At 58.2% G+C, this 26,600-nt stretch carries 24 protein-coding genes; 10 read left to right on the top strand and 14 right to left on the bottom strand.

Annotation, left to right across the window (positions count from 1 at the left end):
* Nucleotides 1–162 precede the first annotated feature (162 nt).
* From msrQ to mrcB, 9 genes are all read right to left on the bottom strand, one after another.
* A complete protein-coding gene (gene msrQ / locus EQV96_RS22755; protein WP_095018779.1) occupies nucleotides 163–777 on the bottom strand; it encodes a protein-methionine-sulfoxide reductase heme-binding subunit MsrQ in 615 nt (204 codons plus the stop codon).
* Complete coding sequence (gene msrP, locus EQV96_RS22750) at nucleotides 777–1,790, bottom strand: protein-methionine-sulfoxide reductase catalytic subunit MsrP (RefSeq protein WP_095002582.1); 1,014 nt, start codon at nucleotides 1,788–1,790, stop codon at nucleotides 777–779. The genes msrQ and msrP overlap by 1 nt, the downstream gene beginning before the upstream one ends.
* A 63-nt stretch (nucleotides 1,791–1,853) precedes the next feature.
* Nucleotides 1,854–2,711 (bottom strand): CDP-diacylglycerol--serine O-phosphatidyltransferase, encoded by an 858-nt coding sequence (gene pssA / locus EQV96_RS22745; protein WP_095002581.1) that lies wholly within the window; start codon nucleotides 2,709–2,711, stop codon nucleotides 1,854–1,856.
* Between the two features lie 145 nt (nucleotides 2,712–2,856).
* Nucleotides 2,857–3,873: a ketol-acid reductoisomerase gene (gene ilvC / locus EQV96_RS22740; protein WP_095002580.1), complete on the bottom strand. Its 1,017-nt coding sequence runs from the start codon at nucleotides 3,871–3,873 to the stop codon at nucleotides 2,857–2,859.
* A 49-nt stretch (nucleotides 3,874–3,922) separates the two neighbouring features.
* Nucleotides 3,923–4,414 (bottom strand): acetolactate synthase small subunit, encoded by a 492-nt coding sequence (ilvN, locus tag EQV96_RS22735; RefSeq protein WP_016783407.1) that lies wholly within the window; start codon nucleotides 4,412–4,414, stop codon nucleotides 3,923–3,925.
* Nucleotides 4,415–4,416: 2 nt separating this feature from the next.
* A complete protein-coding gene (locus EQV96_RS22730; RefSeq protein WP_095020695.1) occupies nucleotides 4,417–6,141 on the bottom strand; it encodes an acetolactate synthase 3 large subunit in 1,725 nt (574 codons plus the stop codon).
* 409 nt (nucleotides 6,142–6,550) lie between these two features.
* Nucleotides 6,551–6,880 carry a YqcC family protein gene (locus tag EQV96_RS22725; RefSeq protein WP_095002592.1) on the bottom strand — a complete coding sequence of 110 codons (330 nt, stop codon included), beginning with the start codon at nucleotides 6,878–6,880 and terminating at the stop codon, nucleotides 6,551–6,553.
* A gap of 5 nt (nucleotides 6,881–6,885) precedes the next feature.
* Complete coding sequence (locus EQV96_RS22720; protein WP_095002579.1) at nucleotides 6,886–7,623, bottom strand: tetratricopeptide repeat protein; 738 nt, start codon at nucleotides 7,621–7,623, stop codon at nucleotides 6,886–6,888.
* A 16-nt stretch (nucleotides 7,624–7,639) separates the two neighbouring features.
* Nucleotides 7,640–9,964 carry a penicillin-binding protein 1B gene (mrcB, locus tag EQV96_RS22715; RefSeq protein ID WP_095025617.1) on the bottom strand — a complete coding sequence of 775 codons (2,325 nt, stop codon included), beginning with the start codon at nucleotides 9,962–9,964 and terminating at the stop codon, nucleotides 7,640–7,642.
* A 116-nt stretch (nucleotides 9,965–10,080) separates the two neighbouring features.
* Between mrcB and EQV96_RS22710 the strand changes: the two genes are divergently transcribed.
* Both EQV96_RS22710 and EQV96_RS22705 read left to right on the top strand, forming a co-directional pair.
* Nucleotides 10,081–11,637, top strand: coding sequence for an AAA family ATPase (locus tag EQV96_RS22710; RefSeq protein WP_240882441.1), 1,557 nt, complete (start codon nucleotides 10,081–10,083; stop codon nucleotides 11,635–11,637).
* Nucleotides 11,638–11,949: 312 nt separating this feature from the next.
* Nucleotides 11,950–12,222 (top strand): TfoX/Sxy family protein, encoded by a 273-nt coding sequence (locus EQV96_RS22705; RefSeq protein ID WP_095002576.1) that lies wholly within the window; start codon nucleotides 11,950–11,952, stop codon nucleotides 12,220–12,222.
* 221 nt (nucleotides 12,223–12,443) lie between these two features.
* Here EQV96_RS22705 and EQV96_RS22700 read toward each other — a convergent pair whose 3' ends face one another.
* Genes EQV96_RS22700 through EQV96_RS22690 form a run of 3 tightly spaced genes read right to left on the bottom strand, consistent with a single transcriptional unit; the run spans nucleotide 12,444 to nucleotide 15,120 of the window.
* Nucleotides 12,444–13,211 carry a heme ABC transporter ATP-binding protein gene (locus EQV96_RS22700; protein ID WP_240882440.1) on the bottom strand — a complete coding sequence of 256 codons (768 nt, stop codon included), beginning with the start codon at nucleotides 13,209–13,211 and terminating at the stop codon, nucleotides 12,444–12,446.
* Nucleotides 13,211–14,194, bottom strand: a complete 984-nt coding sequence (locus tag EQV96_RS22695) for an iron ABC transporter permease (RefSeq protein WP_169917069.1) — start codon at nucleotides 14,192–14,194, stop codon at nucleotides 13,211–13,213. Before EQV96_RS22695 ends, EQV96_RS22700 begins: the two co-directional genes overlap by 1 nt.
* 50 nt (nucleotides 14,195–14,244) lie before the next feature.
* The gene (locus tag EQV96_RS22690; protein ID WP_095002573.1) at nucleotides 14,245–15,120 is read right to left on the bottom strand and encodes an ABC transporter substrate-binding protein; all 876 of its coding nucleotides are present in this window, start codon (nucleotides 15,118–15,120) and stop codon (nucleotides 14,245–14,247) included.
* 166 nt (nucleotides 15,121–15,286) lie between these two features.
* Here EQV96_RS22690 and EQV96_RS22685 point away from each other — a divergent pair, with 166 nt between their 5' ends.
* Entirely contained in the window at nucleotides 15,287–15,625 is a 339-nt protein-coding gene (locus tag EQV96_RS22685) for a Rieske (2Fe-2S) protein (RefSeq protein WP_240882439.1), read from the top strand.
* Here EQV96_RS22685 and sfsA read toward each other — a convergent pair.
* Nucleotides 15,608–16,315 carry a DNA/RNA nuclease SfsA gene (sfsA, locus tag EQV96_RS22680; protein WP_095002571.1) on the bottom strand — a complete coding sequence of 236 codons (708 nt, stop codon included), beginning with the start codon at nucleotides 16,313–16,315 and terminating at the stop codon, nucleotides 15,608–15,610. The two genes, EQV96_RS22685 and sfsA, sit on opposite strands and share 18 nt — an antisense overlap.
* The gene (locus tag EQV96_RS22675) at nucleotides 16,315–17,487 is read right to left on the bottom strand and encodes a pyridoxal phosphate-dependent aminotransferase (RefSeq protein ID WP_240882438.1); all 1,173 of its coding nucleotides are present in this window, start codon (nucleotides 17,485–17,487) and stop codon (nucleotides 16,315–16,317) included. The genes sfsA and EQV96_RS22675 overlap by 1 nt, the downstream gene beginning before the upstream one ends.
* Before the next feature lie 322 nt (nucleotides 17,488–17,809).
* On the opposite strand from EQV96_RS22675, the gene dksA reads away from it, so the two are divergent.
* From dksA to folK, 7 genes are all read left to right on the top strand, one after another.
* Nucleotides 17,810–18,250 (top strand): RNA polymerase-binding protein DksA, encoded by a 441-nt coding sequence (dksA, locus tag EQV96_RS22670; RefSeq protein WP_016783419.1) that lies wholly within the window; start codon nucleotides 17,810–17,812, stop codon nucleotides 18,248–18,250.
* Between the two features lie 169 nt (nucleotides 18,251–18,419).
* Nucleotides 18,420–19,307 (top strand): tRNA glutamyl-Q(34) synthetase GluQRS, encoded by an 888-nt coding sequence (gene gluQRS / locus EQV96_RS22665; RefSeq protein ID WP_095018774.1) that lies wholly within the window; start codon nucleotides 18,420–18,422, stop codon nucleotides 19,305–19,307.
* Nucleotides 19,308–19,385: 78 nt separating this feature from the next.
* Complete coding sequence (locus EQV96_RS22660; protein WP_003176118.1) at nucleotides 19,386–19,562, top strand: hypothetical protein; 177 nt, start codon at nucleotides 19,386–19,388, stop codon at nucleotides 19,560–19,562.
* Entirely contained in the window at nucleotides 19,546–22,500 is a 2,955-nt protein-coding gene (locus EQV96_RS22655; protein ID WP_165446546.1) for a sensor histidine kinase, read from the top strand. The genes EQV96_RS22660 and EQV96_RS22655 overlap by 17 nt, the downstream gene beginning before the upstream one ends.
* Nucleotides 22,501–22,522: 22 nt before the next feature.
* Complete coding sequence (locus tag EQV96_RS22650; protein WP_095002567.1) at nucleotides 22,523–23,956, top strand: sigma-54 dependent transcriptional regulator; 1,434 nt, start codon at nucleotides 22,523–22,525, stop codon at nucleotides 23,954–23,956.
* Nucleotides 23,957–24,691: 735 nt separating this feature from the next.
* Nucleotides 24,692–26,086 carry a polynucleotide adenylyltransferase PcnB gene (locus EQV96_RS22645; RefSeq protein WP_095002566.1) on the top strand — a complete coding sequence of 465 codons (1,395 nt, stop codon included), beginning with the start codon at nucleotides 24,692–24,694 and terminating at the stop codon, nucleotides 26,084–26,086.
* A 3-nt stretch (nucleotides 26,087–26,089) separates the two neighbouring features.
* Nucleotides 26,090–26,572: a 2-amino-4-hydroxy-6-hydroxymethyldihydropteridine diphosphokinase gene (folK, locus tag EQV96_RS22640; RefSeq protein WP_095002565.1), complete on the top strand. Its 483-nt coding sequence runs from the start codon at nucleotides 26,090–26,092 to the stop codon at nucleotides 26,570–26,572.
* Nucleotides 26,573–26,600: the final 28 nt, after the last annotated feature.

Here is a 26,600-nt window from a genome sequence, read left to right as displayed (position 1 = left end):
CACGCTGCTGTCAACACCTCATTTCCTGCTTCGATGACTTGAAGCTGACACCGCCGAAAACCGTCCAACTCATTGAAACTCAAGGAGTTTTCCGTTTCGACTGCGCCGGAAGTGGGGCGAATTATAGGCCGTTTGAATCTAGGGTCAAGCACTAATTTGAACTTAAATCGCAGAAGCTGATTTCTTCTTATATAGACGCGGAATCCGGCTCTTCACCATCGGTATGCGCAGTGCCAGCAGACCTACACCTATACAGGCATAAATCGACCATTCCTTGAGGTCCGCCCGCACTATCCAGAGCATATGCAGCAACCCCAAGCCCACTACCACATACACCAGACGATGGAGCTTCTTCCAGCGCGTGCCCAAGCGTCGCTGACTGTAGCGATTCGACGTCACCGCCAACGCCAGTAAACACAAGAACCCCAGGCTGCCGACAATAATGTAGGGACGCTTGCTTAGCTCAACACCCAACTGCGACCAGTCAAACCCCAGCACGAAAGTCAGGTAGGCACACAGATGCAGCACCACATAGGCAAAACACCACAAGCCGAGCTGTCGACGCACCGTGACCCAGCCCGACCAGCCCGTCAGTCTATGCATCGGCGTCATGCTCAACGTCACCAACAGCAGTATCAACGTTCCCAGCCCCAGACGATCGACCAACACCTTTCCCGGGTCTGGCCCCAAGGCAAAGATCCAGGCCTCGTACAACCAATACAAAGGCCAGATGGCCACCACGATAAAGACGCCAAGGCGCCAAGGTAGATGCTTCATCAGTAGTTCTTCCGCAGATCCAGGCCTGTATATAAAGAAGCAACCTCATCGGCGTAACCGTTGAACATCTGCGTATCGCGCACATTGGGACTGAACAGACCGCTCGGCAAGCGTCGCTCACGCGCCTGTGTCCAACGCGGATGATCAACTTGCGGATTCACGTTGGCATAGAAGCCGTACTCATCCGCAGCAATGCTTTGCCAGGTGGTTTTTGGCTGATCCTCGACCAGACTGATACGCACGATGGATTTCACGCTTTTGAAACCATACTTCCAGGGCACCACCAACCGTAGCGGCGCGCCATTTTGATTGGGCAATTCGCGGCCATACATGCCCACCGCCAAAATCGCCAACGGATTCATCGCCTCATCCAGCCGTAACCCTTCTACATACGGCCAGTCAATCAATGCAAAACCCGAACGCTGCCCCGGCATGACCTTAGGATCCTGCAATGTTTCAAAACGGATGTACCTGGCTTTGGAGGTTGGCTCCACCTGCTTGAGCAATGCCGAAATGGGAAATCCCATCCACGGGATCACCATCGACCAGGCCTCTACACAACGCAGACGATAAATCCGCTCCTCCAACTGATAAGGCTTCATGAAGTCTTCCAGCGCGTAACGACCCGGTTTGCCCACCTCCCCGTCGACTACCACAGTCCAGGGCTCGGTTTTCAAGGCACCAGCATTTTGCGCCGGATCCCCCTTGTCAGTGCCGAACTCATAGAAGTTGTTGTAGTGGGTCGCATCCTTGAAAGGTGTGATCGCCTCCCCCTTCACCGTGACGGCCTGCCATTTGGTTTGCGCTAGCTTGTCGGCAAACCAGGCTGGAGCCTTGCCCGGTTCAACATCTGCATAGCGCACCGCATCTTCGGCACTGGCCAAACGTGGAAGCGCGCCCACAGCCAATCCGGCAAGCGAACTGCCCAACAATGCACGACGGGATAAATAGAAGGATTCAGGCGTAACGTCCGACTCTTTGCAGTCGGACGCTTTAGGCAGCTTGATGAGCATGACAACTCCGCAGTATTGGAGGGCTGATGCACCAATAGACTACGGAGTATGGGAGAAATTACATCACTCGGCGTTTTTGTTACGACGCAAACGCAGCAAGTACTGGATCGGCCCCGATGCCGCATATGCCAGGAAGGCCAGCAACAGAATGCGCGGCGGATCGCTGAACACAACCGCGAAGACCAGTACCACAGCCAGAATCGCCACAAAAGGAACACGCCCTTTCAAGTCCAGTTCCTTGAAGCTGTTGTACTTGATATTGCTGACCATCAGCATGCCGGCTGCCGCTACGAGCAAGGCAACCAGGAACGACATTTTCGAACCCTGAATACCGTAATCACTGAATGCCCATACGATACCCGCCACCACACCAGCCGCCGCCGGGCTGGCCAGGCCGATAAAGTAGCGTTTGTCCGCTGTACCTACCTGGGTATTGAAACGCGCCAGACGCAACGCCGCGCCCGCAACATAGATGAAGGCAACCATCCAGCCGACCTTGCCCATGTCCCCCAGTGCCCAGCCAAAAGCCAGCAACGCAGGGGCAACACCAAAGGCAACCATGTCCGACAAGGAATCGTACTCGGCACCAAAGGCACTTTCGGTATTGGTCATGCGGGCTACGCGGCCATCAAGACCGTCGAGCACCATGGCGACAAAAATGGCGATGGCTGCAAAGGCAAAGTATTTGCTGGCCCCAGCAGTATCACCCGCACTCATGGCACTTTGCGCACTCATGGAACTGATGATGGAGTAAAAACCGGCGAACAGGTTCGCAGTGGTGAAAAGGTTCGGCAGCAGATAGATACCACGATGCCGGACTTTTCGGCCTTCGGCGTCATGCCCTTCTTCGACATGCTCATCGATAGGCAGCAGGCTATCGGCGTCTGAAGCCGCTTTTGGCTCTTCGGGACGTTCGCTCATGGACATTACCTTGCAACGATATGGAAAGTTTCGGTAGAAGCTTGGGGGCCAACACGCACCCGCAAACGATCCTGCTTTATACCAGAAGCCGCCGCTTAAACGAAAAAACGCGGCCTAGGCCGCGTTTTCTCTACAGGCTGGGAACTTAGTTCTTTGCCTGGTCAACGATTTTGTTCGCGCCGATCCAAGGCATCATCGAGCGCAGTTGCCCGCCAATGACTTCGATACCGTGAGCGGCGTTGTTGCGACGCTTGGCAGTCATCGAAGGGTAGCCGGTAGCACCCTCGCTGATGAACATTTTCGCGTATTCACCGTCCTGGATGCGTTTCAGAGCGTTACGCATTGCCTGACGGGATTCAGCGTTGATGACCTCAGGGCCAGTCACGTACTCGCCGTATTCGGCGTTGTTGGAGATCGAGTAGTTCATGTTGGCGATACCGCCTTCGTACATGAGGTCAACGATCAACTTCAATTCGTGCAGGCACTCGAAGTAAGCCATTTCTGGCGCGTAACCGGCTTCAACCAGAGTTTCAAAGCCAGCCTTAACCAGTTCAACAGTACCGCCACACAGAACTGCCTGCTCGCCGAACAGGTCGGTTTCGGTTTCGTCCTTGAACGTGGTTTCGATGATGCCGGTACGACCGCCGCCTACGCCCGAAGCATAAGACAGGGCCAGGTTCTTGGCGTTGCCCGACGCATCCTGGTAGATAGCGATCAGGTCAGGGATACCACCGCCACGTACGAACTCGGAACGAACGGTGTGACCTGGCGCTTTTGGCGCGATCATGATCACGTCGAGGTCGGCACGCGGCACAACCTGGTTGTAGTGAATCGCGAAACCGTGGGAGAAGGCCAGGGTGGCGCCCTTCTTGATGTTCGGTTCGATTTCATTTTTGTACAGCGCGGACTGGAACTCGTCCGGGGTCAGAATCATGACCAGGTCCGCAGCGGCAACAGCGCTGGCAACGTCAGTTACTTTCAGGCCATGAGCTTCAGCCTTGGCGACAGTGGCCGAACCCTTGCGCAGGCCAACGGTAACGTCAACGCCGGAATCTTTCAGGTTGCAGGCTTGAGCGTGACCCTGGGAGCCGTAACCGATGATGGCTACTTTTTTGCCCTGGATGATCGAAAGGTCGCAGTCTTTGTCGTAATAAACTTTCATGATTTTCCCTTATATCCAGGCCATTCAGGCCAATTAGCACTTGTTAGTTTTAGATGCTGAGTACTTTGTCGCCACGGGCAATCCCGGTGACGCCACTGCGAACTGTTTCCAGGATCGAGGCGGTTCCAATCGACTGAATGAAACTGTCGAGCTTCTCACTGGTGCCTGTCAACTGCACGGTATACACACTGGCGCTGACATCAACGATCTGCCCACGGAAAATATCCGTGGTGCGTTTGATTTCTGCGCGCTGTGCACCCGTTGCCTTGACCTTGACCAACATCAGTTCGCGCTCGATGTGAGCGCTTTCCGACAGATCCACCAGCTTGACCACTTCGATCAGCTTGTTCAGGTTTTTGGTGATCTGCTCGATCACTTCATCATGCCCCACCGTGGTCAGGGTCAGACGCGACAGGGTCGGGTCTTCTGTTGGTGCCACGGTCAGGCTTTCGATGTTGTAGTTGCGTTGCGAAAAAAGCCCGACAACGCGAGACAATGCGCCCGGTTCGTTTTCAAGAAGCAAGGAAATAATGTGCCGCATGATTAAGTACGCTCCGTCTTGCTCAGCCACATGTCGCGCATGGAGCCATCTTTGATCTGCATCGGATAAACGTGCTCACTGGTATCAACCTGAATATCCAGGAACACCAGGCGATCCTTCATGGCAAAGGCTTCTTCCATTTTCGGCTTGAGGTCTTTCAGATCGGTGATCCGGATACCTACATGCCCGTAAGCTTCAGCCAGCTTGACGAAATCAGGCAGCGATTCCATATACGAATGGGAGTGACGACTGCCGTAGTTCATGTCCTGCCACTGACGCACCATCCCCAGCACTCCGTTGTTGAGGCTGACGATTTTGACGGGCAAGCCGTACTGCAGACAGGTGGACAATTCCTGAATGTTCATCTGAATACTGCCCTCGCCTGTCACGCAGGCAACGTCAGCATCAGGGAAGCTCAGTTTTACCCCCATCGCAGCCGGGAAACCGAAGCCCATGGTGCCCAGGCCTCCGGAGTTGATCCAGCGGTTGGGCTTATTGAAGCGGTAGTACTGGGCCGCGAACATCTGGTGCTGCCCCACATCGGACGTTACATAGGCATCGCCCTTGGTCACTTCGCAGAGCATCTCGATAACAGCCTGAGGCTTGATCTGGCTGCCGTCACCCTTGTTGTAAGGGAACAGGTCACCGTCTCCGCGCCACTCGTCGATTTGCTTCCACCAGTTGGCAACCGCTTCCGGGTTTGGCTTGTCGCCGATGTCCTTGAGGATGGCGACCATTTCGGTCAGCACGCTCTCAACAGGGCCTACGATCGGCACGTCCGCCTTGATGGTTTTGGAGATGGACGCCGGGTCGATATCGATATGGATGATCTTGGCATTCGGGCAGAACTTGGACGGGCCGTTGATGACCCGGTCATCGAAGCGCGCACCTACCGCAAGGATCACGTCTGCGTTGTGCATCGCCATGTTGGCCGTGAAGCTGCCATGCATGCCAAGCATGCCGATAAACTGACGGTCGGTGCCAGGGTATGCACCCAGACCCATCAGCGTATTGGTCACGGGCACGTTGAGCATTTTTGCCAGCTCGGTCAGTGGCTCCGAGCCACCGCCCAAAATAACCCCGCCGCCTGCGTAAAGCACAGGGCGCCTGGCCGCCAGCAGCATCTCTGCCGCCTTGCGGATCTGGCCGGAGTGGCCACGCAAGGCCGGGCTGTAGGAGCGCAGCTTGGCTTTTTTCGGGAAAACGTATTCGAATTTTTCGGCCGGGTTGGTCATGTCTTTCGGGATATCGACCACGACCGGACCAGGACGGCCGGATTGCGCCAGGTAGAACGCCTTTTTCATGACTTCCGGGATTTCCGAAGCATGCTTGATCATGAAGCTGTGCTTCACGATGGGCCGGGAGATACCGATCATGTCGGTTTCCTGGAAGGCATCAGTTCCGACCATGGTACTAGGCACCTGGCCCGAAATGATCACCATCGGAATGGAGTCCATGTAGGCAGTGGCAATACCGGTGATGGCGTTGGTAGCACCCGGCCCGGAAGTCACCAGTACTACACCGGCTTTACCGGTGGCACGGGCGTAGCCGTCAGCCATATGGGTTGCAGCTTGTTCATGACGAACCAGGATGTGGGTAACTTCCGGCTCTTTGAACAGTGCGTCGTAGACATGCAGGAGAGCACCACCTGGGTACCCGTAGATATATTTGACACCTTCGTCGCGCAAAAAGCGGACGAGCATCTCACCACCAGACAAAAGCTCCACGTTGTTCACCTCTAAAACGCCAGAATACCGTCCACAAAAATACGAACGGGTCTTAATAGGTTTACTTTTCAGCAGAGCATGAGCGACGGTGGTCGCCGACTACGTCAGCACTGACTGAGCAAGTATTGGGAACTCCCCAAGTATTGCGGGGGTTTCCCACCCAGCGCGAGGTAACGCGTTGCGGGTGTAACAGGTCGGCGCGGGTGTGCGCCTCATGATCTGCTGAGAGAGCCTGCTTCTGGCAGCCCCTCTACAGCGGGAGTTCGATTCTTGTCATTAGGCCTGTCCAAGTCAAGCCATCAATTCAATTTATTTGCATAAATCGACAGGAACGCACAAAAAAACGCGCAAAATGACAGAAGCCAACAAGAAAATGGATGGCTGCCAGTAAAAACTGGCAGCCATGACCTTAGGAGGCAGGGCTGATCAGGTGGTCAAAGTCTTGGAAATGCTTGAGCAAGGGTTTCCAGTTGCCACGACGCTGGGCAAACACATGCTCAGCCATATGCCAAATACCCGAGACACTGGGCAGAGGCTGCCCCCGTTCGACGATGGTTTTCATCTTCGGCAGGAAGATCCACTGCACCCATTGCTCAAAATCCAGGCGATCGACACTGAACGGCTCCAGGCTGGAAAGGTCGTGTTCGGTCGGGACCTTGTCACTCCACAAGCCCTGGGTGCGCATTTCGTGTTCGATAAGCAGCAGGAACCCGGCAACTTCAGATGTGCGTGCATCCATGACCATCAGAGGCTCACCTTGGCTTTTTGACGGGCCAATGCAGCGCCAGCGGCATCACCTTGTTTCTCACGGGCCTGGGCAATCAAACCCCACAAGCTCGCCTGCAAATCCGGACGACCGCTGGCGAACGTCAAACCACGGCGGGCAAACTGCTCAGCCTGGGCGGCATCGCCCTGGGCCATACGCACCTGAGCCAGACGATAAAGCACCTGAGGCTCACGAGGGGCCACGCGCTGGGCACGTTCAAGGCTCGATGAAGCGCCGTTCAAGTCGCCGCTCGCCTGTTGTTGCTGAGCGGTGGTAAGCAGCGCCAGCACCGGGCCATCCAGTTGCTCGTCGGCAGCCAGGCCGCCGCTGTTCGACGGAATGCCGCTGGGGGTAATGGCCGTCGGGGCACTGTAGGCCGCGCCCGGTGTGTAGCTACCCGTGCTGATGGGGGCTGCGGCAGGGCCGGGGGTGATCGGCCCCGGCGTAAATGGCTGGGTGCTGATCGGCGTCGACACGCTGGCAGCGCCGCCCGGAATCATCACCACAACCCCCGAGTCCTCGGTAATCGTACGTGCCTGAGCGGCACGCGGCGCAGTGGCCTGTGGATAATTCCCCGCCGTACGCTGGGCCGAAACACGCTCGTTATTCGACACCGCAACACCAGAATCGACCACAGGGATGGACCCCTGCGGCACGCTGGCACAACCATTGAGCAAAGCCAGGGCTGAAACAGCCGCAATCCACAACTTATTCACGTCATACCCTCTTTGCTTAATTCAACCAGCCCTTGACCCAATCCATCACGGCTTCACCGGTGGCGGGCTCTTGCCCACCACAACTGGCACCAGCTGGCGGTTCACTGCCGCGAATATACGGCATCTGTACCGCGCCAGGGCAGCCGGCATCCGATCCTTGACCGGTATGCGGATCAATCCAGGCCTGCACAATGTTATCGGGCTGAGGCATGTCGAGCGGCAGCGGGTCAGCCTTCTTCATAAAGCTGGTCCACACCTGCAAGGCACCGGTTGCCCCCGTGAACGGGGTTTTGCCGTTGTCATCGCGCCCCAGCCAGACCACTGCCAGCAAGTCCTGGCTAAAGCCGGCAAACCAGCTGTCACGGGAATCGTTACTGGTGCCGGTCTTGCCCGCCAACGCGAGACTCTTGGGCAGCACGTTATAAACCGAGCGCCCCGTACCTTCGCGCATCACATGCTGCATGGCGCTCTGGATCAGAAAGATCGAGCCCGGATCAAAGCGTTGCTGGATCTGGAACGGGTAACGTTTGAGCGGCTCGCCTTCGGCTGTCAGCACGCTGCGAATGCCGCGCATCGGCGTATTGAAGCCGCCGTTGGCCAAGGTCTGGTACATGGTCGCCACTTCCATCGGGCTCAAGGCACCAGCCCCCAGCAACATGGACGGGAATGCCGGAAACTCGCGCTCCACACCCAGTCGCGCCAGGGTCTTGAGTACATTAGGCACGCCGACTTCCTGCCCCAGCCTTACCGTACCGAGGTTGTAGGAGTTCATCATGGACTGATAGAGGAAAATCGTACCGTGAGAGCGGCGGTCATAGTTCTGAGGCTTCCAGATCTGACCATCAGCGCCTTTGATCGACAATGGCTCATCCGACAGCCAACTGGTCAGCGTGTACTTGCTCGGCCGCTCAAGTGCTGTGAGATAGACCGCAGGCTTGATCAGCGAGCCAATCGGTCGCACCGCATCCAGTGCACGGTTGAAACCTGCGTAGCCTGGCGCACGACTGCCGATCAGTGCCTGGACTTCGCCGGTTTCAGGGTTGGTCACCACCATGGCGGCTTCCACTTCATCCGCGCCCTTGCGCCCGGCCAGACGCTTGAAGGTCTCGCCCACCGCAGCTTCGGACTTCATCTGCAGGATCGGGTCGAAGCTGGTGAAGATTCGCAGCCCTTCTTCGGTCAAGTCTTCGTCGCGGTAGTCTTCACGCAGCTGACGCTTGACCAGATCCAGGAACCCCGGGAACGAGCTGTCTGCCAGACTGCCGCGCTTGGTCACGCCCAAAGGCATTTTTTTCGCTGCAGCCACTTGCTCGGGCGTTGCAACACCTTGCTGCTCGAGCAGGTCGAGCACCAGATTACGTCGTACAAGCGCACGCTCGGGGTAACGCCGCGGGTTATAGGCCGAGGGCCCTTTAACCATACCGACCAGCAGTGCTACCTGGTGCAACTTGAGCTCGGCCAGCGGCTGGCTGAAGAAGAACTGGCTGGCCAGACCGAAACCGTGCACCGCGCGTTGACCGTCCTGGCCGACAAACACCTCGTTGAGGTACGCCTCAAGGATTTCGCGCTTGTCATAGTGCAACTCAAGCAGCAGCGCCATCATTGCTTCGGTCAGCTTGCGGCTCAGGCTGCGTTCGTTGGTCAGGTAGAAGTTCTTGACCAGTTGCTGGGTCAAGGTACTGCCGCCCTGGCGCATTTGCCCGGCCGAGGTATTGACCCACATGGCGCGTGCAATCGACTTGGGCGACACCCCGAAATGGTGATAGAAGTCCCTGTCCTCGACGGTGACCAGGGTTTCCAGCAGAAACGGCGGTACCTGATCGATATTGATCAGGATCCGGTCTTCAAGGTTTTTCGGGTACATGCCGCCAATCAGCAGCGGCTCAAGGCGCACCACCGGCAGTTTGGAACCATTGGTCGAGGAAAGCTCGGCAACATAGTCGCCAGAAAATCTTACCCGCACCGGCTGCGCCTGCTCGGCACCTTCATAAAACTGAAAGCCACGGGTATTGAGGTCAACCGTGTTGCCATTGACGGATGCCGCGCCCGGGCCGTTGGCCACGCTTTCACGGCGATAGCCCAGCGCATCGAGCTCGGTGAGGAAGTCGTTCTTGCTCAGCTTCTGGCCGACGAACAGCTCCAGCGGGCGCGCATACACCTTGGCCGGGATGGTCCAGCGCTTTCCGGAGAATTTCTCCTGAACGATGGCATCCAGATAGACGGCAAAACCTGCCAGCACCACCAGGCCGACCAGACTGAGCTTGATTGCCCAGCCCAGCCAGGGCCTGAGGCCACCAGAGGGACGTTTGGAACGGGAACGAGGAGATCGGGTACGAGTCATGGCGCGAGATTATACGCACTTTATTCATGTTCATCATGCGCAGCCCGGCGGTTTGCACTCCCGCGGCCAGCCGCCATAATGGCGCATCGAATATTCCCGACCTTGAAGGATCAACCGTGAGCCAGAACCTGATTGCCGCCCTGCAAAACCCGGACCTCTATCCCCATGAAGTCGAAGGATTTCAGGTTATCGAGACGCATATCTCCTGGGTCATCCTTACCGGGCCGTATGCCTATAAATTGAAGAAACCGGTCAACTTCGGCTTTCTTGACTTCACCGAACTCAGTGGCCGCGAACACTTTTGCAATGAAGAGTTGCGTCTCAACCAGCGCCTGACCGAAGGCCTGTACCTGGACGTGCTGCCGATCACCGGCAGCGCCGACGTACCAGCATTCGGCGGTGAAGGCCCGGCCATTGAATACGCGTTGAAAATGCGCCAGTTCCCGCAAAGCCAGCTGCTGAGCACACTGCAAGCCAATGGCGAACTGAATGCCGGCCATGTCGACGAAATGGCCCAGCAGATCGCCCGCTTCCACATGCAGGCACCCCATGTGCCTGCTGTGCACTACCAGGGCACGCCTGAGGCGGTAATGGACCCGGTTCGTCAGAACTTCGAACAAATTCGCCCGTTCCTTTCGGACAAAGCCGACCTGTTGCAACTGGAAGCACTCCAGGCCTGGGCAGAGGCCAGCTTCACCCGCCTCAAGCCGCTGTTCGAGCAGCGCAAGGCCCAAGGCTTCATTCGCGAATGCCACGGTGACATTCACCTGGGCAATGCCACGATGATTGACGGCAAAGTAGTGATTTTCGACTGCATCGAGTTCAACGAACCGTTCCGCTTCACCGACGTCTACGCCGATACCGCCTTCCTGGCGATGGACCTCGAAGACCGCGGTCTGAAATGCCTGGCCCGCCGTTTCGTCAGCCAGTACCTGGAACTGACTGGTGATTATCAGGGCCTGGAGCTGCTGAACTTCTACAAGGCCTACCGCGCACTGGTTCGCGCCAAAGTCAGCCTGTTCAGCATGCCTGCCGAAGCCAGCCCGGTGCAGCGCGCAGCCACTCTGCGTCAATACCGCAACTACGCGAACCTGGCAGAGAGCTACAGCACGATTCCTTCGCGTTTTCTGACCATTACGCACGGTGTTTCGGCTGTAGGTAAAAGCTCGGTAGCCATGCGACTGGTTGAAGCTTTGGGGGCGATTCGCCTGCGCTCAGACGTCATCCGCAAGCAACTGTTCGGTCAGCAGACGGCAGAAAACGCAGTCGGCGATGGCATCTACAACGCCGACGCCAGCGCAGCTACCTACAATAAACTGCATGAACTGGCCGGCATCGTCCTGCGTGCGGGCTTCCCGGTGGTGATCGATGCCACCTACCTCAAGCGTGAGCAGCGCGATGCGGCCGCCAAAGTGGCCGAAGCGACAGGTGTTCCTTGCCTGATCCTTGACTGCACCGCCCCGGACGCCGTGATCGAAGGCTGGCTGGCCCATCGCAAGTCCGTGGGTACCGACCCGTCTGACGCCACCCTGGAAGTAGTCAAAGCTCAGCAAGCCAGCCGCGAAGCGCTGGGCGCTGATGAGATCCTGCGCAGCAAGCGTGTTGAAACCCACAACAGCAAAAGCCTCGACACTCTGATTGCCGACATTCGCCAGCGCTTGCCGGGCCTGTAAGGTCCATGTTCGCCGTGGAACCGCAACGGTTTCACGGCGTTTACCTGCGTAACATCGCCCGTTAACACAAATACGACATCAGATTCGGCGCTGGCGTTTCACAGTCGCCAAGGTGGATTGAATGGTCATGGGCGCTCTACCCTCTTGGGTCCAGGGAACTGATTTGCGCCTTACTACAGCACATTCGCTCAATTCCAACTCCGCCTTGTTCCAAAACCGACTAACGGACTACGAATTTCCTACTGAGCGCTACACTCAATAGAGTCAACATACCCCGTAAACGCTGAGCTCACGCCGTCGCAAGGAGAGCTGATGAACGATGAACTCCAGCATTTGAAAAATCTTGGCAAGACCTCTTCACAATGGCTGCACGCTGTTGGCATTCACAGTGCCGCGGACTTGAAGCGCCTGGGCGCAGTGGATGCCTACCGGGCGGTGAAGGCACGAGGGTTCAGAGCCTCCAAAGTACTTTTATATGCTATCGAAGGTGCCCTGCTGGATGTTCACTGGAACGATATTCCTGCAGAACGCAAAGAGGCCCTCAATCAGCAAGTCGAGCATCTGGCCACACTGAAAAAGGCCTGATACGGCAGGCTGGCAACGAACACGATGAACGGTAAAAAACAGTTGTTGACTTGGTAATGAGAATTGTTATGATTACGCCATCTGGTCGCGAGACCAGTCGATCTTCTGAAAGGCCCTTGGTTCGGACTCTCAGAAAATCTCCTCATCAGGCTAATCACGGTTATTTGACCCGGCTCTTGCCGGGTCTTTTTTTGCCTGTGGAAAAGTGCTTGGGCGGCTGCTCAGCGAGCAATTACCATCGGGCAACCCAGCTCCGGGTGCGGCTGCACTAAAACATCGAGCCCAAACACGGCCTTGAGCTCATCCGGCTGCAATACCGCTTGCGGGCAATCCAGAGCCCGTGGGCGCCCCTGTTCCAGCAAGAGCAAGCGGTCACAGTAACGCGCCGCCAGGTTAAGGTCATGCAGGATGATCAACACCGCAGCACCGCGATCAGCAAATGCCCGAATGGCCTTGAGCGTGGTGTGCTGATGCAAGGGGTCGAGCATTGAAGTGGGTTCATCAAGCAACAGGGTCTGCCCGTTTTGCCCCGGCCATAATTGCGCCAGTACCCGTGCCAGATGCACACGCTGACGCTCGCCCCCCGATAAGGCCAGGTAGCTGCGCCCCGCAAGATGCTCAACATCGGCGGCCTGCAATGCCTCATGGATTATTTCGGCGTCGCGAGTGCGACCCGTCTGATGAGGCAGTCGGCCCATGCCCACCACTTCTTCAACGCGAAAGGCAAAATCCAGGGTCGAGGTTTGCGGCAGGACAGCGAGGCGTTGTGCCCGCTGCGCGCCCTTCCAGTGGCTCAAGGCCAGCTCATCCAGCCAGACCTGCCCGCCATTCGGCGCCAGCTCCCCGCACAAGGCCGCCAGCAGGGTACTTTTACCCGCGCCATTGGGGCCGAGCACACCCAGCACTTCCCCCGGGCGTACATCAAGGGTGACATCCGCCAGCACGATTTTCTGATCGCGACGGATCTGCAGGTTTTCCGTACGCAGCATCAGTGGCGTCCTCGCATCAGCAAATACAGGAAGAAAGGCGCACCGAGAAACGCAGTAACAATCCCGATGGGCAGTTCGGCTGGCGCCAGCGCCAGGCGAGCGATCAAGTCGGCAAACAGCAACAAGGTGGCCCCCGCCAGTACCGAAGCAGGCAACAGCACCCGGTGATCAGGCCCCGCCAGCAGTCGCACCAGATGCGGCACCACCAGCCCGATAAAGCCAATCATGCCTGCCGCTGCCACAGCGGCCCCCACCCCCAGGGCCGTGCAGAACACCAGTTCGCGCTTCAGGCCTTCAACGTCGATGCCCAGGTGATTGGCTTCGGATTCCCCCAACAGCAGTGCATTGAGCGCATTCGCCCGCCGGGGCAGCCACAGTGCGACCCCCACCGTCACAATCAACAGTGGCCACAGCCGTGCATAGCTGGCGCCATTGAGACTGCCCAGGTTCCAGAATGTCAGAGTGCGCAAGGTCGCGTCATCGGCGAGATAGGTAAACAAACCCACAGCAGAACCAGCCAAGGCTGTCAGGGCAATGCCCGCAAGCAACATCACCGCCACATTGGTCTGACCGTTGCGCCGGCCCAACCGATACACCAGCGCCGTCACCCCCAAACCACCGATAAACGCACACAGCGACAGCAGGTACGGGCCCATCACTTCCGGCAACCCGCCAAAAGCAGCCCCGCCGACAATCGCGATCGCCGCCCCGAGGGCGGCGCCGCTGGATACGCCGACCAACCCCGGATCGGCCAGCGGGTTGCGAAACAACCCCTGCATGGCTACACCTGAGAGCGCCAGCACGCCACCCACCGCCAGCCCCAACAAGGTTCGCGGCAAGCGGATCTGCCCCAGGATCAATTCGGCCTGCTCCAGGCCTTCACCCGCAATCGGCACCCCGATCAGGCGCAGTGCCGCGCGCAAGGTGTCAAACAACGGCAGGCTCACCGGCCCCAGTGCCAGCGACAGCCAGATCGACAACAGGCACAACGCGCTCAAACCTGTAAACAGGGCCCGGGGTTTAACCAACGTCCTCATTGGCTGACCGGAACCGCGGGATAGAACTCAGCCGTCAGTTGCTTCAGGCGTTCCGGCAGACGCGGCCCCAGGCCACCCACCAGCAGCGTCGGGTCCAGCTCATAGACACGGCCATTTTTAGCGGCGCGTATAGATGCCAGTACCGGGTTTTCTTTCATAAGCGCTTTGCGCGCCGCCTCACCGGTCAGGCTGCGATCGGCAAATACCAGCACTTCAGGGTTGAGCCCCGCCAGCGCTTCCACAGAAAACGGCTTGTAACCGCTGTGGGTCGCCAGGTTATGTCCCCCCGCTTGCGTCAGCAGCCAGTCCGCCGCCGTATCTTTGCCAGCAATCATCGGTTTACCACCGGCATGGCCCAACAGTAGCAATACCCCGGGTGCCTGATGACTGGCTTGTGCGGCCTTGACCTGCTGTTGATGCTCTTCCAGTTGCTGCTGGTAGTCCTTGAACACTTGCGCTGCCTGCGCCTCATCCCCCAGCAGGCGCCCCAAATGCTGCAAGGTGCCCTCAAGGCTGGCTAGGTCTGCCTGGGCCGAAAACATCTCCACCGGCACACCGGCACCGCGAATCTGCAACAACACCGCGGCCGGGCCCATTTCTTCAGTGCCGATCAGCACATCCGGCTTCAGGCTCAGGACACCTTCTGCCGAGAGTTGGCGCTGATAGCCGATACTGGGCAGCGACTTGAGTGATTCAGGATGCTGGCTGGTGGTATCGACCCCAACCAATTTAGACTCCGCACCCAATACGCTGACCCACTCCGAAAGCGCTCCTCCGGCGCTGACCCAACGTTGTGGCAACTCGCCAGCCAGGCTGACATGACTGATCATAAGGCCTGCACAGAACGTAATCAGGCGGGTACTCAGGCGCATACAGAGGCTTTCCTTGAATAAAGAGGGCTCACAATTTTCACGCTGTGAAAACAGCACATGCAGAGCAAGCCGCCATTTGATAATTGTTTGCATTTGCACGTCAACCTGTTAACCCGCTCAGAAACCCGTCATCGACTCAACCGTTTAGCTGTTATTAAGGATTGTCATGAAGTTTTTATGCTCATCGCATGCACTGAGCGAAGGTACCAGCCGTGGCTTTGAGCTGGATGAAGTGCGGCTGCTGATCACTCGCCGGGAGGGCCGGGTGTATGCCTACAAAAACCGCTGCCCCCATCGCGGGGTGGCACTGGAATGGCAACCCGACCAGTTTCTCGACCCCAGCGCCAGCCTGATCCAGTGTTCAACCCACGCAGCATTGTTCCTGATCGAAAGCGGGGAATGCGTGGCCGGGCCCTGCGCGGGACAATTTCTGACAGCCCTTGACTGCCGTGAAGACGGCCAAGGGATCTGGATTACACCGCAAGCCTCAGAGGATGACGTCTAGACGGCGATCAACCACTACAGCATCCGATGTCAGGCTGACCCCATAAGCCAGCACCTGCACCCCGGCCGCCACAGCCTCGCGCAGGGCAGCGGCATAACCCGGGTCGATTTCTTCAGCCGGACGCACCGCATCGATCCCCGTCAGGTTGACGCAATACAACTGCACTGCACGCACGCCTTCCTTCGCCAGGGTCGCCAGCTCGCGCAGATGCTTGGCGCCACGCTGGGTCACGGCATCCGGAAATGCCGCGACACGGGAACCGTCAAACCCCAGGGTGACACTCTTGACCTCAACATAGGCAAAGCCCTGCGGGTACTCAAGGCGAAAGTCGATGCGACTTTTTTCCTGCCCGTAAGGGACCTCGCGCTTGAGCGCGGTAAAACCCTCCAGCTCGGTAATCACCCCGGCCAGCAGCGCCTCTTCGATCAAGTGATTGGCGCGCCCGGTGTTCACGCACGCCAGCCGTCCTTGCGGGGTTTGGCTGATTTCCCAGGTACCCGGCAACTTGCGCTTGGGGTCGTTGGAACGACTGAACCACACCTGACCACCCTCGACCATGCAATTGAGCATGGAACCGGTGTTCGGGCAGTGGATGGTCATCAACTCGCCAGCGCTGGTTTCGATATCCGCCAAAAAGCGCTTATAGCGCTTGATCAGGCGCCCTTCTTCCAGTTCAGGTGAAAAACGCATCAGCCCTTCCAGCTCTTGAGGCCACGGGCAATCCGCTCAACAGCTTCCTGCAGGCGTGGCAAATTTTGGGTATAGGCAAAGCGTACGTGATGCCCGGATTTGTAACGGCCGAAATCCAGGCCTGGGGTAAAGGCGATGTGCTGGGTTTCCAGAAAATGCTGACAAAACGCGAAGGCATCACCGCCAAACGCGCTGATGTCGGCATACAGGTAAAACGCACCTTCAGGCTCAACCGCAATGCCAAAGCCCAGCTCGCGCAAGGCCGGCAACAGGAAATCGCGACGACGGCCAAACTCGGCCCGACGCTCTTCCAGAATCGCCAGGGTCTGCGGTTCGAAGCAGGTCAATGCTGCGTACTGGGCCATGCTTGGCGCGCTGATATAGAGATTCTGTGCGAGTTTCTCCAGGTCGGCCACTGCCTCTGGCGGCGCCACCAGCCAGCCCAGGCGCCAGCCGGTCATGCCGAAATACTTGGAAAAACTATTAAGCACAAACGCGCTGTCATCAACTTCCAGCACACTCGCCGCATCACAGCCATAGGTCAGGCCGTGATAGATCTCATCCACCACCAGATGCCCATTGCGGGCCTTGACCGCTGCAGACAGGGCTGCCAGTTCGTCACGACTCAACAGTGTGCCGGTCGGATTGGCCGGGGACGCCACCAACGCGCCTACGCTGTCCTGGTTCCAGTGGCGTTCGACCAGTTCGGCTGTGAGTTGATAGCGCACATCGGGACCTACAGGCACCAGTTGGGCCGCCCCCTCTACCAAACGCAGGAAATGTCGGTTACATGGGTAGCCTGGGTCTGCTAGCAACCAATGTTTACCCGGATCAACCAGCAGGCTGGAAGCCAGTAACAGGGCACCAGAACCACCGGGCGTTATAAGAATTCGCCCGGGGTCGATATTCAAGCCATAGCGCTGCCGGTAAAACCCGCTGATCGCTTCACGCAGTTCCGGCAGGCCACGGGCGGCGGTATAACGGGTTTTGCCGGCGGCCAGGGCAGCCTGGCCGGCAGCAATGATCGGCTCGGCCGTGGTGAAGTCCGGCTCGCCGATTTCCAGGTGAATCACATCGTGCCCGGCAGCCTGCAACTCATTGGCCCGCGCCAACAACGCCATCACGTGGAACGGTTCGATTGCGCGGCTGCGCGCACTGTATGACTGAGCCATGAGCCTGCCTTCCTGGGTAAGCAAAAAGCCGATTCTACCCAAGCAGTGCTATAAGAGAGAGCTAATTACGGTCTTAGCCCACTTGCCGATAGAACCAAACAACCCGGCCTTTAGTCATAGCTCGACTAAAATTATTAATTAGCCACTAATCTCAAGCACCACAGGCTCTGCACACATACCCTGAGAACGGGCTGGACATGCGGGAGTAGCGCAGCCCGATTTGATCTGGTAAGTTCGCCCGCTTGCAGCCGCAGGGCCGGCAGGTGTCGGTGATGTTGCAATCCTGCGCAATGGATTAGAAGAATGAGAGGCGGTCCATTTCATGCCCACACAAGCAAAGCAACAGAATACTCAACTTAGCGGCTTCGAACCCTACGTTGAAAAGAAGGGTGAAGAGTACATGGGCGAGCCCATGCGTAAACACTTCACCAAGATTCTGCAAAAGTGGAAACAGGACTTGATGCAGGAAGTCGACCGCACCGTTGATCATATGAAAGACGAAGCGGCAAACTTTCCTGACCCATCCGACCGCGCGAGCCAGGAAGAAGAATTCAGCCTGGAACTGCGCGCCCGCGATCGCGAGCGCAAGCTGATCAAGAAAATCGACAAGACGCTGCAACTGATTGAAGACGAAGAATATGGCTGGTGCGAATCCTGCGGCGTCGAAATCGGTATCCGTCGACTCGAGGCCCGCCCTACTGCCGACATGTGCGTAGACTGCAAGACCTTGGCTGAAATCAAGGAAAAACAAGTCGGCAAGTAATCGCCAACTTGACCAGATGGGGCGTGCGAACGCCCCATTTTTGTTTGTGAAATTTCAGTGCCCTGCGTGGGAGCGGGCTTGCTCGCGATAGCATCACCGCGCCAAAGGTTCAAAACCGGGTTGCCCCATCGCGAGCAAACCCGCTCCCACAAGAAATCGGCCCACGTCCATGACTGCACCCTCCTATATCGGGCGCTTCGCCCCAACGCCCAGTGGCCATCTGCATTTTGGCTCGTTGGTCGCCGCCCTTGCGTCATACCTCGATGCCCGCTCCGTAGGTGGCCGCTGGTTGCTGCGCATGGAAGATCTCGATCCGCCGCGGGAAATGCCCGGCGCCCAGGCCGCGATTCTCGATGCCCTTGAGCGCTACGGTTTTGAATGGGACGGCGAACTGGTCCGTCAAAGCGAGCGCCACGAAGCCTATGCGCACGTGCTAAACCGACTGTTCAGCATGGGCCTGGCCTACGCCTGCACCTGTTCACGCAAACAGCTGGAAGGTTACAACGGCATTTACCCCGGCTTTTGCCGCAATGCCGGGCACTCAATGGATAACGCAGCCATCCGCATTCGCGTCCCTGAGCTGGAATATGCCTTCACCGACCGGGTTCAGGGCGAGTTCCGCCAGCACCTGGGGCGCGATGTCGGTGATTTCGTGATTCGTCGCCGCGACGGTCTCTATGCCTACCAATTAGCGGTGGTGCTCGATGATGCCGCCCAGGGTGTGACCGATATCGTGCGTGGCGCCGACCTGCTCGACTCCACCCCGCGCCAACTTTACCTGCAAGAGTTGCTGGGTTTGTCACAACCGCGCTATCTGCATGTGCCACTGATCGTGCAGCCTGATGGCCACAAACTCGGCAAATCCTACCGCTCACCGCCCCTGACCCCGGAGCAGGCCACCCCGCTGCTGCTGCGGGCCTTGCGTGCTCTGGGTCAGACAACAGAGCAACACTTGAACGACGCAACCCCGCGTGAGGTGCTGGATTGGGGCATTGCCCACTGGAACGCCGCCAATATCCCACGCACACTGACCCTCGCCGAGGCGCAATTACGCTGACAGCCCTTGCAGGTTGCCAGCCATCCGTTACCATCGCCGCACGTTTTTGGGCATGCGGCCTGTAAAAGTGAGGGCGGGATGTATATCTATCGATTGGTCCTGTTGCTGGTTGTCGGGATCTACCTGTTTTCTCCCGCCATCATGGATTGGTGGATCGATGCGACAGGCGCCTGGTACCGGCCCTATCTGCTCTGGCTGATTCTGATCGTTGTGACCTTTATTCTGCAGAGCCAAAAAGATGCCGATGAGCTTTAGCCTGACCCAGATGATCCTGATCAGCGCCGCCTACCTGCTGGTGCTGTTTGGCGTGGCCTGGATCAGTGAACGCGGCATGATCCCGCGCGCAATCATTCGTCACCCGCTGACCTACACCCTGTCTTTGGGCGTTTACGCCAGTGCCTGGGCGTTCTACGGCACAGTGGGGCTGGCTTACGAATATGGCTACGGCTTTTTGTCCAGCTACCTTGGGGTTTCCGGGGCTTTTCTGCTGGCGCCTGTGTTGCTTTACCCCATTCTAAAAATCACCCGCACCTACCAGCTCTCATCGCTGGCCGACCTGTTCGCCTTTCGCTTCCGCAGCACCTGGGCCGGAGCCCTGACCACGATTTTCATGCTGATAGGCGTGTTACCGCTATTGGCCCTGCAAATCCAGGCCGTGGCCGACTCCATCAGCATCCTCACCCGCGAGCCGGTGCAACACCGCGTAGCCCTGAGCTTCTGCGCACTGATCACCCTGTTTACGATCTTCTTCGGCTCTCGGCATATCGCCACCCGTGAGAAACACGAAGGCCTGGTATTCGCCATTGCCTTTGAGTCGGTGATCAAGCTGATCGCCATTGGCGGTGTGGGTCTTTACGCGCTTTATGGCGTGTTCGATGGCCCGCAACAGCTGGAAGTCTGGCTGCTGCAAAACCAGACCGCCCTCGCCGCACTGCACACACCGCTTCAAGAAGGGCCATGGCGCACCCTGCTGCTGGTATTTTTCGCCTCGGCCATTGTGATGCCGCACATGTATCACATGACCTTCACCGAGAACCTCAACCCGCGCGGGCTGGTCAGCGCCAGCTGGGGCCTGCCGCTGTTCCTGTTGCTGATGAGCCTGGCCGTGCCGCTGATCCTGTGGGCCGGCCTCAAGCTGGGCGCCACCACCAATCCGGAATACTTCACACTCGGTATCGGTATTGCCGCCAACAGCAAACCCCTGGCGCTGCTGGCTTATGTGGGCGGGCTTTCGGCCTCCAGCGGGCTGATTATCGTAACCACCCTGGCGCTTTCGGGCATGGCCCTCAACCACCTGGTGCTGCCGCTTTATCAACCGCCCGCCGAAGGTAATATCTACCGCTGGCTGAAGTGGACCCGCCGCGCCCTGATCGTTGCCATTATCATGGCCGGCTACGGCTTCTACCTGCTGCTGGGCGCCGAGCAGGATCTGGCCAACCTCGGCATCGTGGCCTTTGTCGCCACGTTGCAGTTTTTGCCGGGCGTGCTCTCGGTACTGTACTGGCCGACGGCCAACCGACGTGGCTTTATTGCCGGTCTGCTGGCCGGGATACTGGTGTGGATGGCGAGCATGCTGTTCCCGCTGATCGGCAACTTCCAGGGCTTCTATATCCCGTGGTTGAACATGATCTATGTGCTGGACGATACCAGCTGGCACATGGCAGCCATCGCCTCGCTGGCGGCCAACGTGCTGATGTTCACCCTGATTTCCCTGTTCACCAACGCCAGCCCTGAAGAAGCCAGTGCCGCCGAAGCCTGTGCTGTGGATAACGTACGCCGCCCGCAACGTCGCGAGCTGCACGCGGCCTCCCCGCAGGAGTTCGCTACTCAGCTGGCCAAACCTCTGGGCGCCAAAGCGGCGCAAAAAGAAGTCGAACAGGCGCTGCGTGACCTTTTCCTGCCTTTCGATGAACGTCGCCCCTATGCCTTGCGACGCCTGCGCGACAGGATCGAAGCCAACCTTTCCGGCCTGATGGGCCCCAGCGTCGCACAAGATATGGTCGAAACCTTTTTGCCCTACAAGTCCGGCGGCGAAAACTACGTTACCGAGGACATTCACTTTATCGAAAGCCGGCTTGAGGACTACCACTCACGCCTTACCGGGCTGGCAGCCGAGCTCGACGCCTTGCGCCGTTATCACCGCCAGACCCTGCAAGAGTTGCCGATGGGCGTGTGTTCACTGGCCAAGGATCAAGAGATCCTGATGTGGAACAAGGCCATGGAAGAGTTGACCGGCATCCCGGCCCAGCGCGTGGTGGGTTCGCGCCTGGGTACCCTGGGCGATCCATGGCGCGAGTTGCTGCAAGGTTTTATCGACCTGCCGGACGAACACTTGCACAAGCAGCACCTGGCCCTTGATGGCCAGACCCGCTGGCTCAACCTGCACAAAGCCGCCATTGACGAGCCGCTGGCACCGGGTAACAGCGGCCTGGTGCTGCTGGTCGAGGACCTGACGGAAACCCAGATGCTCGAAGACAAGCTGGTGCACTCCGAGCGCCTGGCCAGCATCGGGCGGCTGGCGGCAGGGGTGGCTCACGAAATCGGCAACCCGGTCACCGGCATTGCCTGCCTGGCGCAGAATCTGCGCGAGGAACGCGAAGACGATGGCGAATTGACCGAAATCAGCAGCCAGATACTTGAACAGACCAAACGCATCTCACGCATCGTCCAGTCTCTGATGAGCTTCGCCCATGCCGGCAGCCATCAACACAATGACGAGCCCGTCTGTCTGGCCGAAGTAGCCCAGGATGCCATTGGCCTGCTGGCCCTGAACCGACGCAATTTCGAAGTGCAATTCTACAACCTGTGCGACCCGGACCACTGGGTCGACGGCGACCCGCAGCGGCTCGCCCAGGTATTGATCAACCTGCTCTCCAACGCCCGCGACGCGACGCCTGCCGGCAGTGCCGTACGGGTCAAGAGCGAGGCCAGCGAGCACACCGTCGACCTTATCGTGGAAGATGAAGGCACTGGCATTCCGCAGAACATCATGGACCGGTTGTTCGAACCGTTTTTCACCACCAAGGACCCTGGCGAAGGTACAGGTCTGGGCCTTGCACTGGTCTATTCCATCGTTGAAGAGCATTATGGACAAATCACCATCGACAGCCCGGCTGACATTCACAGCCAACGCGGAACCCGTATCCGGGTGACACTACCGCGTCATGTCGAAGCGACGTCCGCTGTGAACTGAGACCGTCGAGAGAACCGAATCAATGCCGCATATTTTGATCGTCGAAGATGAAACCATCATCCGCTCCGCCCTACGCCGCTTACTGGAGCGCAATCAATACCAGGTCAGCGAGGCTGGCTCGGTGCAAGAGGCGCAGGAGCAGTTCAGCATCCCGTCGTTTGACTTGATTGTCAGCGACCTGCGCCTGCCCGGCGCTCCGGGGACCGAGCTGATCAAGCTTGGCCAGGGCAAGCCGGTGCTGATCATGACCAGCTATGCCAGCCTGCGCTCGGCCGTGGACTCGATGAAAATGGGCGCGGTGGACTACATCGCCAAACCTTTTGATCACGACGAAATGCTGCAAGCGGTGGCGCGCATTCTGCGTGACCGGCAAAACACCCAGAGCGCGCCGGCCGAACGCCCTGCCAAAGCAGGCACCGCTGACAAAAACACGGTGGATAACAGCAACGGTGAAATCGGCATCATCGGTTCGTGCCCGCCAATGCTGGACATGTACAGCAAGATTCGCAAAGTAGCGCCCACTGACTCCAATGTGCTGATCCAGGGTGAATCCGGCACAGGTAAAGAGCTGGTAGCCCGCGCCCTGCACAACCTGTCGCGCCGCGCCAAAGCACCGATGATCTCGGTCAACTGCGCGGCCATCCCGGAATCCCTGATCGAGTCCGAACTGTTCGGCCACGAAAAAGGCGCGTTTACCGGCGCCAGCGCTGGCCGTGCCGGTCTGGTTGAAGCGGCCGATGGCGGCACGCTGTTCCTCGATGAAATCGGCGAATTGCCGCTTGAGGCCCAAGCCCGACTGCTGCGCGTGCTGCAGGAAGGCGAGATTCGCCGGGTTGGCTCGGTACAGTCGCAAAAGGTCGATGTTCGCCTGATTGCCGCGACCCACCGCGACCTGAAAAGCCTGGCCAAGGTAGGCCAGTTCCGCGAAGACCTGTACTACCGCCTGCACGTTATCGCGCTCAAGCTGCCTGCGCTGCGTGAACGTGGCGCTGACGTCAACGAAATCGCCAACGCCTTCCTCGCCCGCCAAAGTGCTCGCGTGGGTCGCACCGACCTCAAATTCGCCCCTGATGCCGAACGGGCGATCAGCCATTACTCATGGCCGGGTAACGTGCGCGAGCTGGAAAACGCTGTGGAGCGCGCGGTGATCCTCTGTGAAAGCCCGGAAATCTCGGCTGAACTGCTGGGTATCGATATTGAACTGAGCGACCTGCAAGACGATGACTTCATCGGCCTGGCCCCGCAGCAGAGCATCAGTAACGGTAACACCAGCCTTGATCCCACCGAGGACCTGTCACTGGAAGACTACTTCCAGCACTTCGTCCTTGAGCATCAGGACCATATGACCGAGACCGAACTGGCTCGAAAACTGGGGGTCAGCCGCAAATGCTTGTGGGAGCGACGTCAGCGTCTGGGAATCCCGCGACGCAAAACCGGCGTGCCAAGCGAGGGCTAGGTAACAGCGCCAGAGGTAACCAACTGTTACCTCTGTTAAATCACGTAACAAAAGCCGGGTCTTACGGTAACGATGGCCCGGCTTTTTTTTGCCCGGAAAAAGGCCAAAACCCTGAAAACCCCTTATTTTGCTGGGCCGCACAAAAGTTGGCACGCACCCTGCTATATGTATTCGTACAAGAACAATAAGAATCACAGCAGCACACAATAAAAATAAGACGTATCGGCTCACGCATAACAAGAACAACACGGCGGAGGCGCAGCTAACTGATTGTTTTGGAGAGGTGTTGTAAATGGGGCTTGCCCCGCGACCAGGCAGAGAACAACAAAAACTGCACTTAAAGCAGAGCCTGAACTGGTTGGATCATTGATCACATCAACGCAGCGACCAAAGCAATCCGTTTGCTCTTATCTCCCGATTGGGAGGGTTGCACAGGCAAGACCTTTGTAACCAGGGCGATTAACAAAAACAAAAAGCCCGCAATCAATTATAAAAATAGAGCACGCAACTAATTCTGGGGGAGCTTCGGCTCCCCTTGTGGTTTCTGCGATTTAACAAATCCCCTCGCAACCGTCTAAACCGCGCCTCTTACAGCTATTTATGCTTACGGCTTGCAGCTTCGCTCGCAAGAGCGGCTAAGCGTCCTACACCATCCCCTGACTAAATGCTAGAATCCCCGCCCATCATGCGGTCATTCTTCGTTTTGGCCGAACATTCCTTCAAACAGTGCATCCCATGCTGAAGAAGCTGTTCCAGTCATTCCGTTCTCCCAAGCGTCGTACGCAACAACTGCGCAGCACCCCTGAAGTGCTCAACAGCAGCCAACACTCGCTGCAACGTGCCCAGTTCAGCCGCTACGCGGTCAATATCGTCGAACGCCTGCAGAACGCCGGTTACCAGGCCTATCTGGTTGGCGGTTGCGTACGCGACATGCTGCTCAATATCACGCCAAAAGACTTTGACGTCGCCACCAGCGCCACGCCCGAGCAAGTGCGCGCCGAATTTCGCAATGCGCGAATCATCGGTCGTCGTTTCAAGTTGGTGCATATCCACTTTGGCCGCGAAATCATTGAAGTCGCGACCTTCCGTGCCAATCACCCGCAAAACGACGAAGAGGAAGACAGCAACCAGTCCTCGCGTAACGAAAGCGGGCGCATCTTGCGCGACAACGTCTACGGCACCCTTGAAGAAGACGCCCAGCGTCGTGACTTCACGATCAACGCCCTGTACTACGACCCGGTCAGCGAGCGCATCCTCGATTACGCCAATGGCGTACACGATATCCGCAACCGCTTGCTGCGCCTGATCGGCGACCCGCAACAGCGCTACCAGGAAGACCCGGTTCGCATGCTGCGCGCCGTGCGCTTTGCCGCCAAGCTCAACTTTGGTATCGAAAAGCACACCGCCGAACCAATCCGCGAACTGGCGCCGATGCTGCGGGAAATCCCTTCCGCGCGCCTGTTCGAAGAAGTGCTCAAGCTGTTCCTCTCCGGTAACGCTTCCGACACCTTCGAGATGCTGGTTGACCTCGAGTTGTTCGACCCTCTGTTCCCGGCCAGCGCCGAAGCACTGGAGCACAACCCGACCTACACCCACACCCTGATCAGCGAAGCCTTGCGCAACACTGATCTGCGCATCAAACAGGGCAAACCGGTGACCCCGGCCTTCCTGTTTGCCGCCCTGTTGTGGCCCGCGTTGCCTGCACGCGTATTGCGCCTGCAAGATCAAGGCATGCCGCCCATTCCTGCCATGCAGGAAGCCGCCCATGAACTGATCGCCGAGCAATGCCAGCGTATTGCTATTCCCAAGCGCTTCACCATGCCGATTCGCGAGATCTGGGACATGCAGGAGCGCCTGCCGCGTCGCAGCGGCAAACGCGCCGACATGTTGCTCGACAACCCGCGTTTCCGTGCCGGGTATGACTTCTTGCTCTTGCGTGAAAGCGCCGGCGAGCAGACCAATGGCCTGGGCGAATGGTGGACCGACTATCAGGACGCCAATGACAGCGGCCGCCGCGAGATGATCCGCGACCTGAGCAACGCCAAGGATGACGGTACCGGTCCTGCACCGCGCAAACGTCGCCGTACCAGCGGTGCCAAGCGTAAACGCAGCGCCGCAGCGGACGAGTAAGCGATGGAACGCGTCTACATTGGAATGGGCAGCAATCTGGCTGACCCGGCGGATCAATTGCGCAGTGCTGTCCAGGCCCTGGCGCAATTGCCGGACTCCCGACTCATCGGGGTTTCAGCATTTTATCAAAGCGACTCGCTGTTGCCTGGCCAGCCGCGCTACACCAATGCCGTAGCGGCCATCGACAGCTCGCTGGCGCCGCTGGACCTGCTCGATGCCCTGCAGGCCATCGAACTGGACCAGGGACGCGAGCGTCAAGAACGTTGGGGCCCGCGCACTCTGGACCTGGACATCTTGCTATTCGGCGATCGCCTGATCGACGAGCCCCGCCTTAAAGTCCCGCACTACCACATGCACGCCCGGCCTTTTGTGCTGTATCCGCTGGCCGAACTGGCGCCAGCATCGCTGAAACTCTCCGATGGCCGCACGCTCGCGCAATTGCTCGATGACTGCCCATTTATCGGGCTTGAGCGAATCCCCTCTTAAGCTGAATCGAATCAATACCCGGGTAACA

This window comes from Pseudomonas sp. TMW22080 (assembly GCF_022496745.1).
In the GTDB taxonomy this organism is placed as follows: domain Bacteria; phylum Pseudomonadota; class Gammaproteobacteria; order Pseudomonadales; family Pseudomonadaceae; genus Aquipseudomonas; species Aquipseudomonas bubulae.
This window is presented reverse-complemented; position numbering and strand designations above follow the sequence as displayed.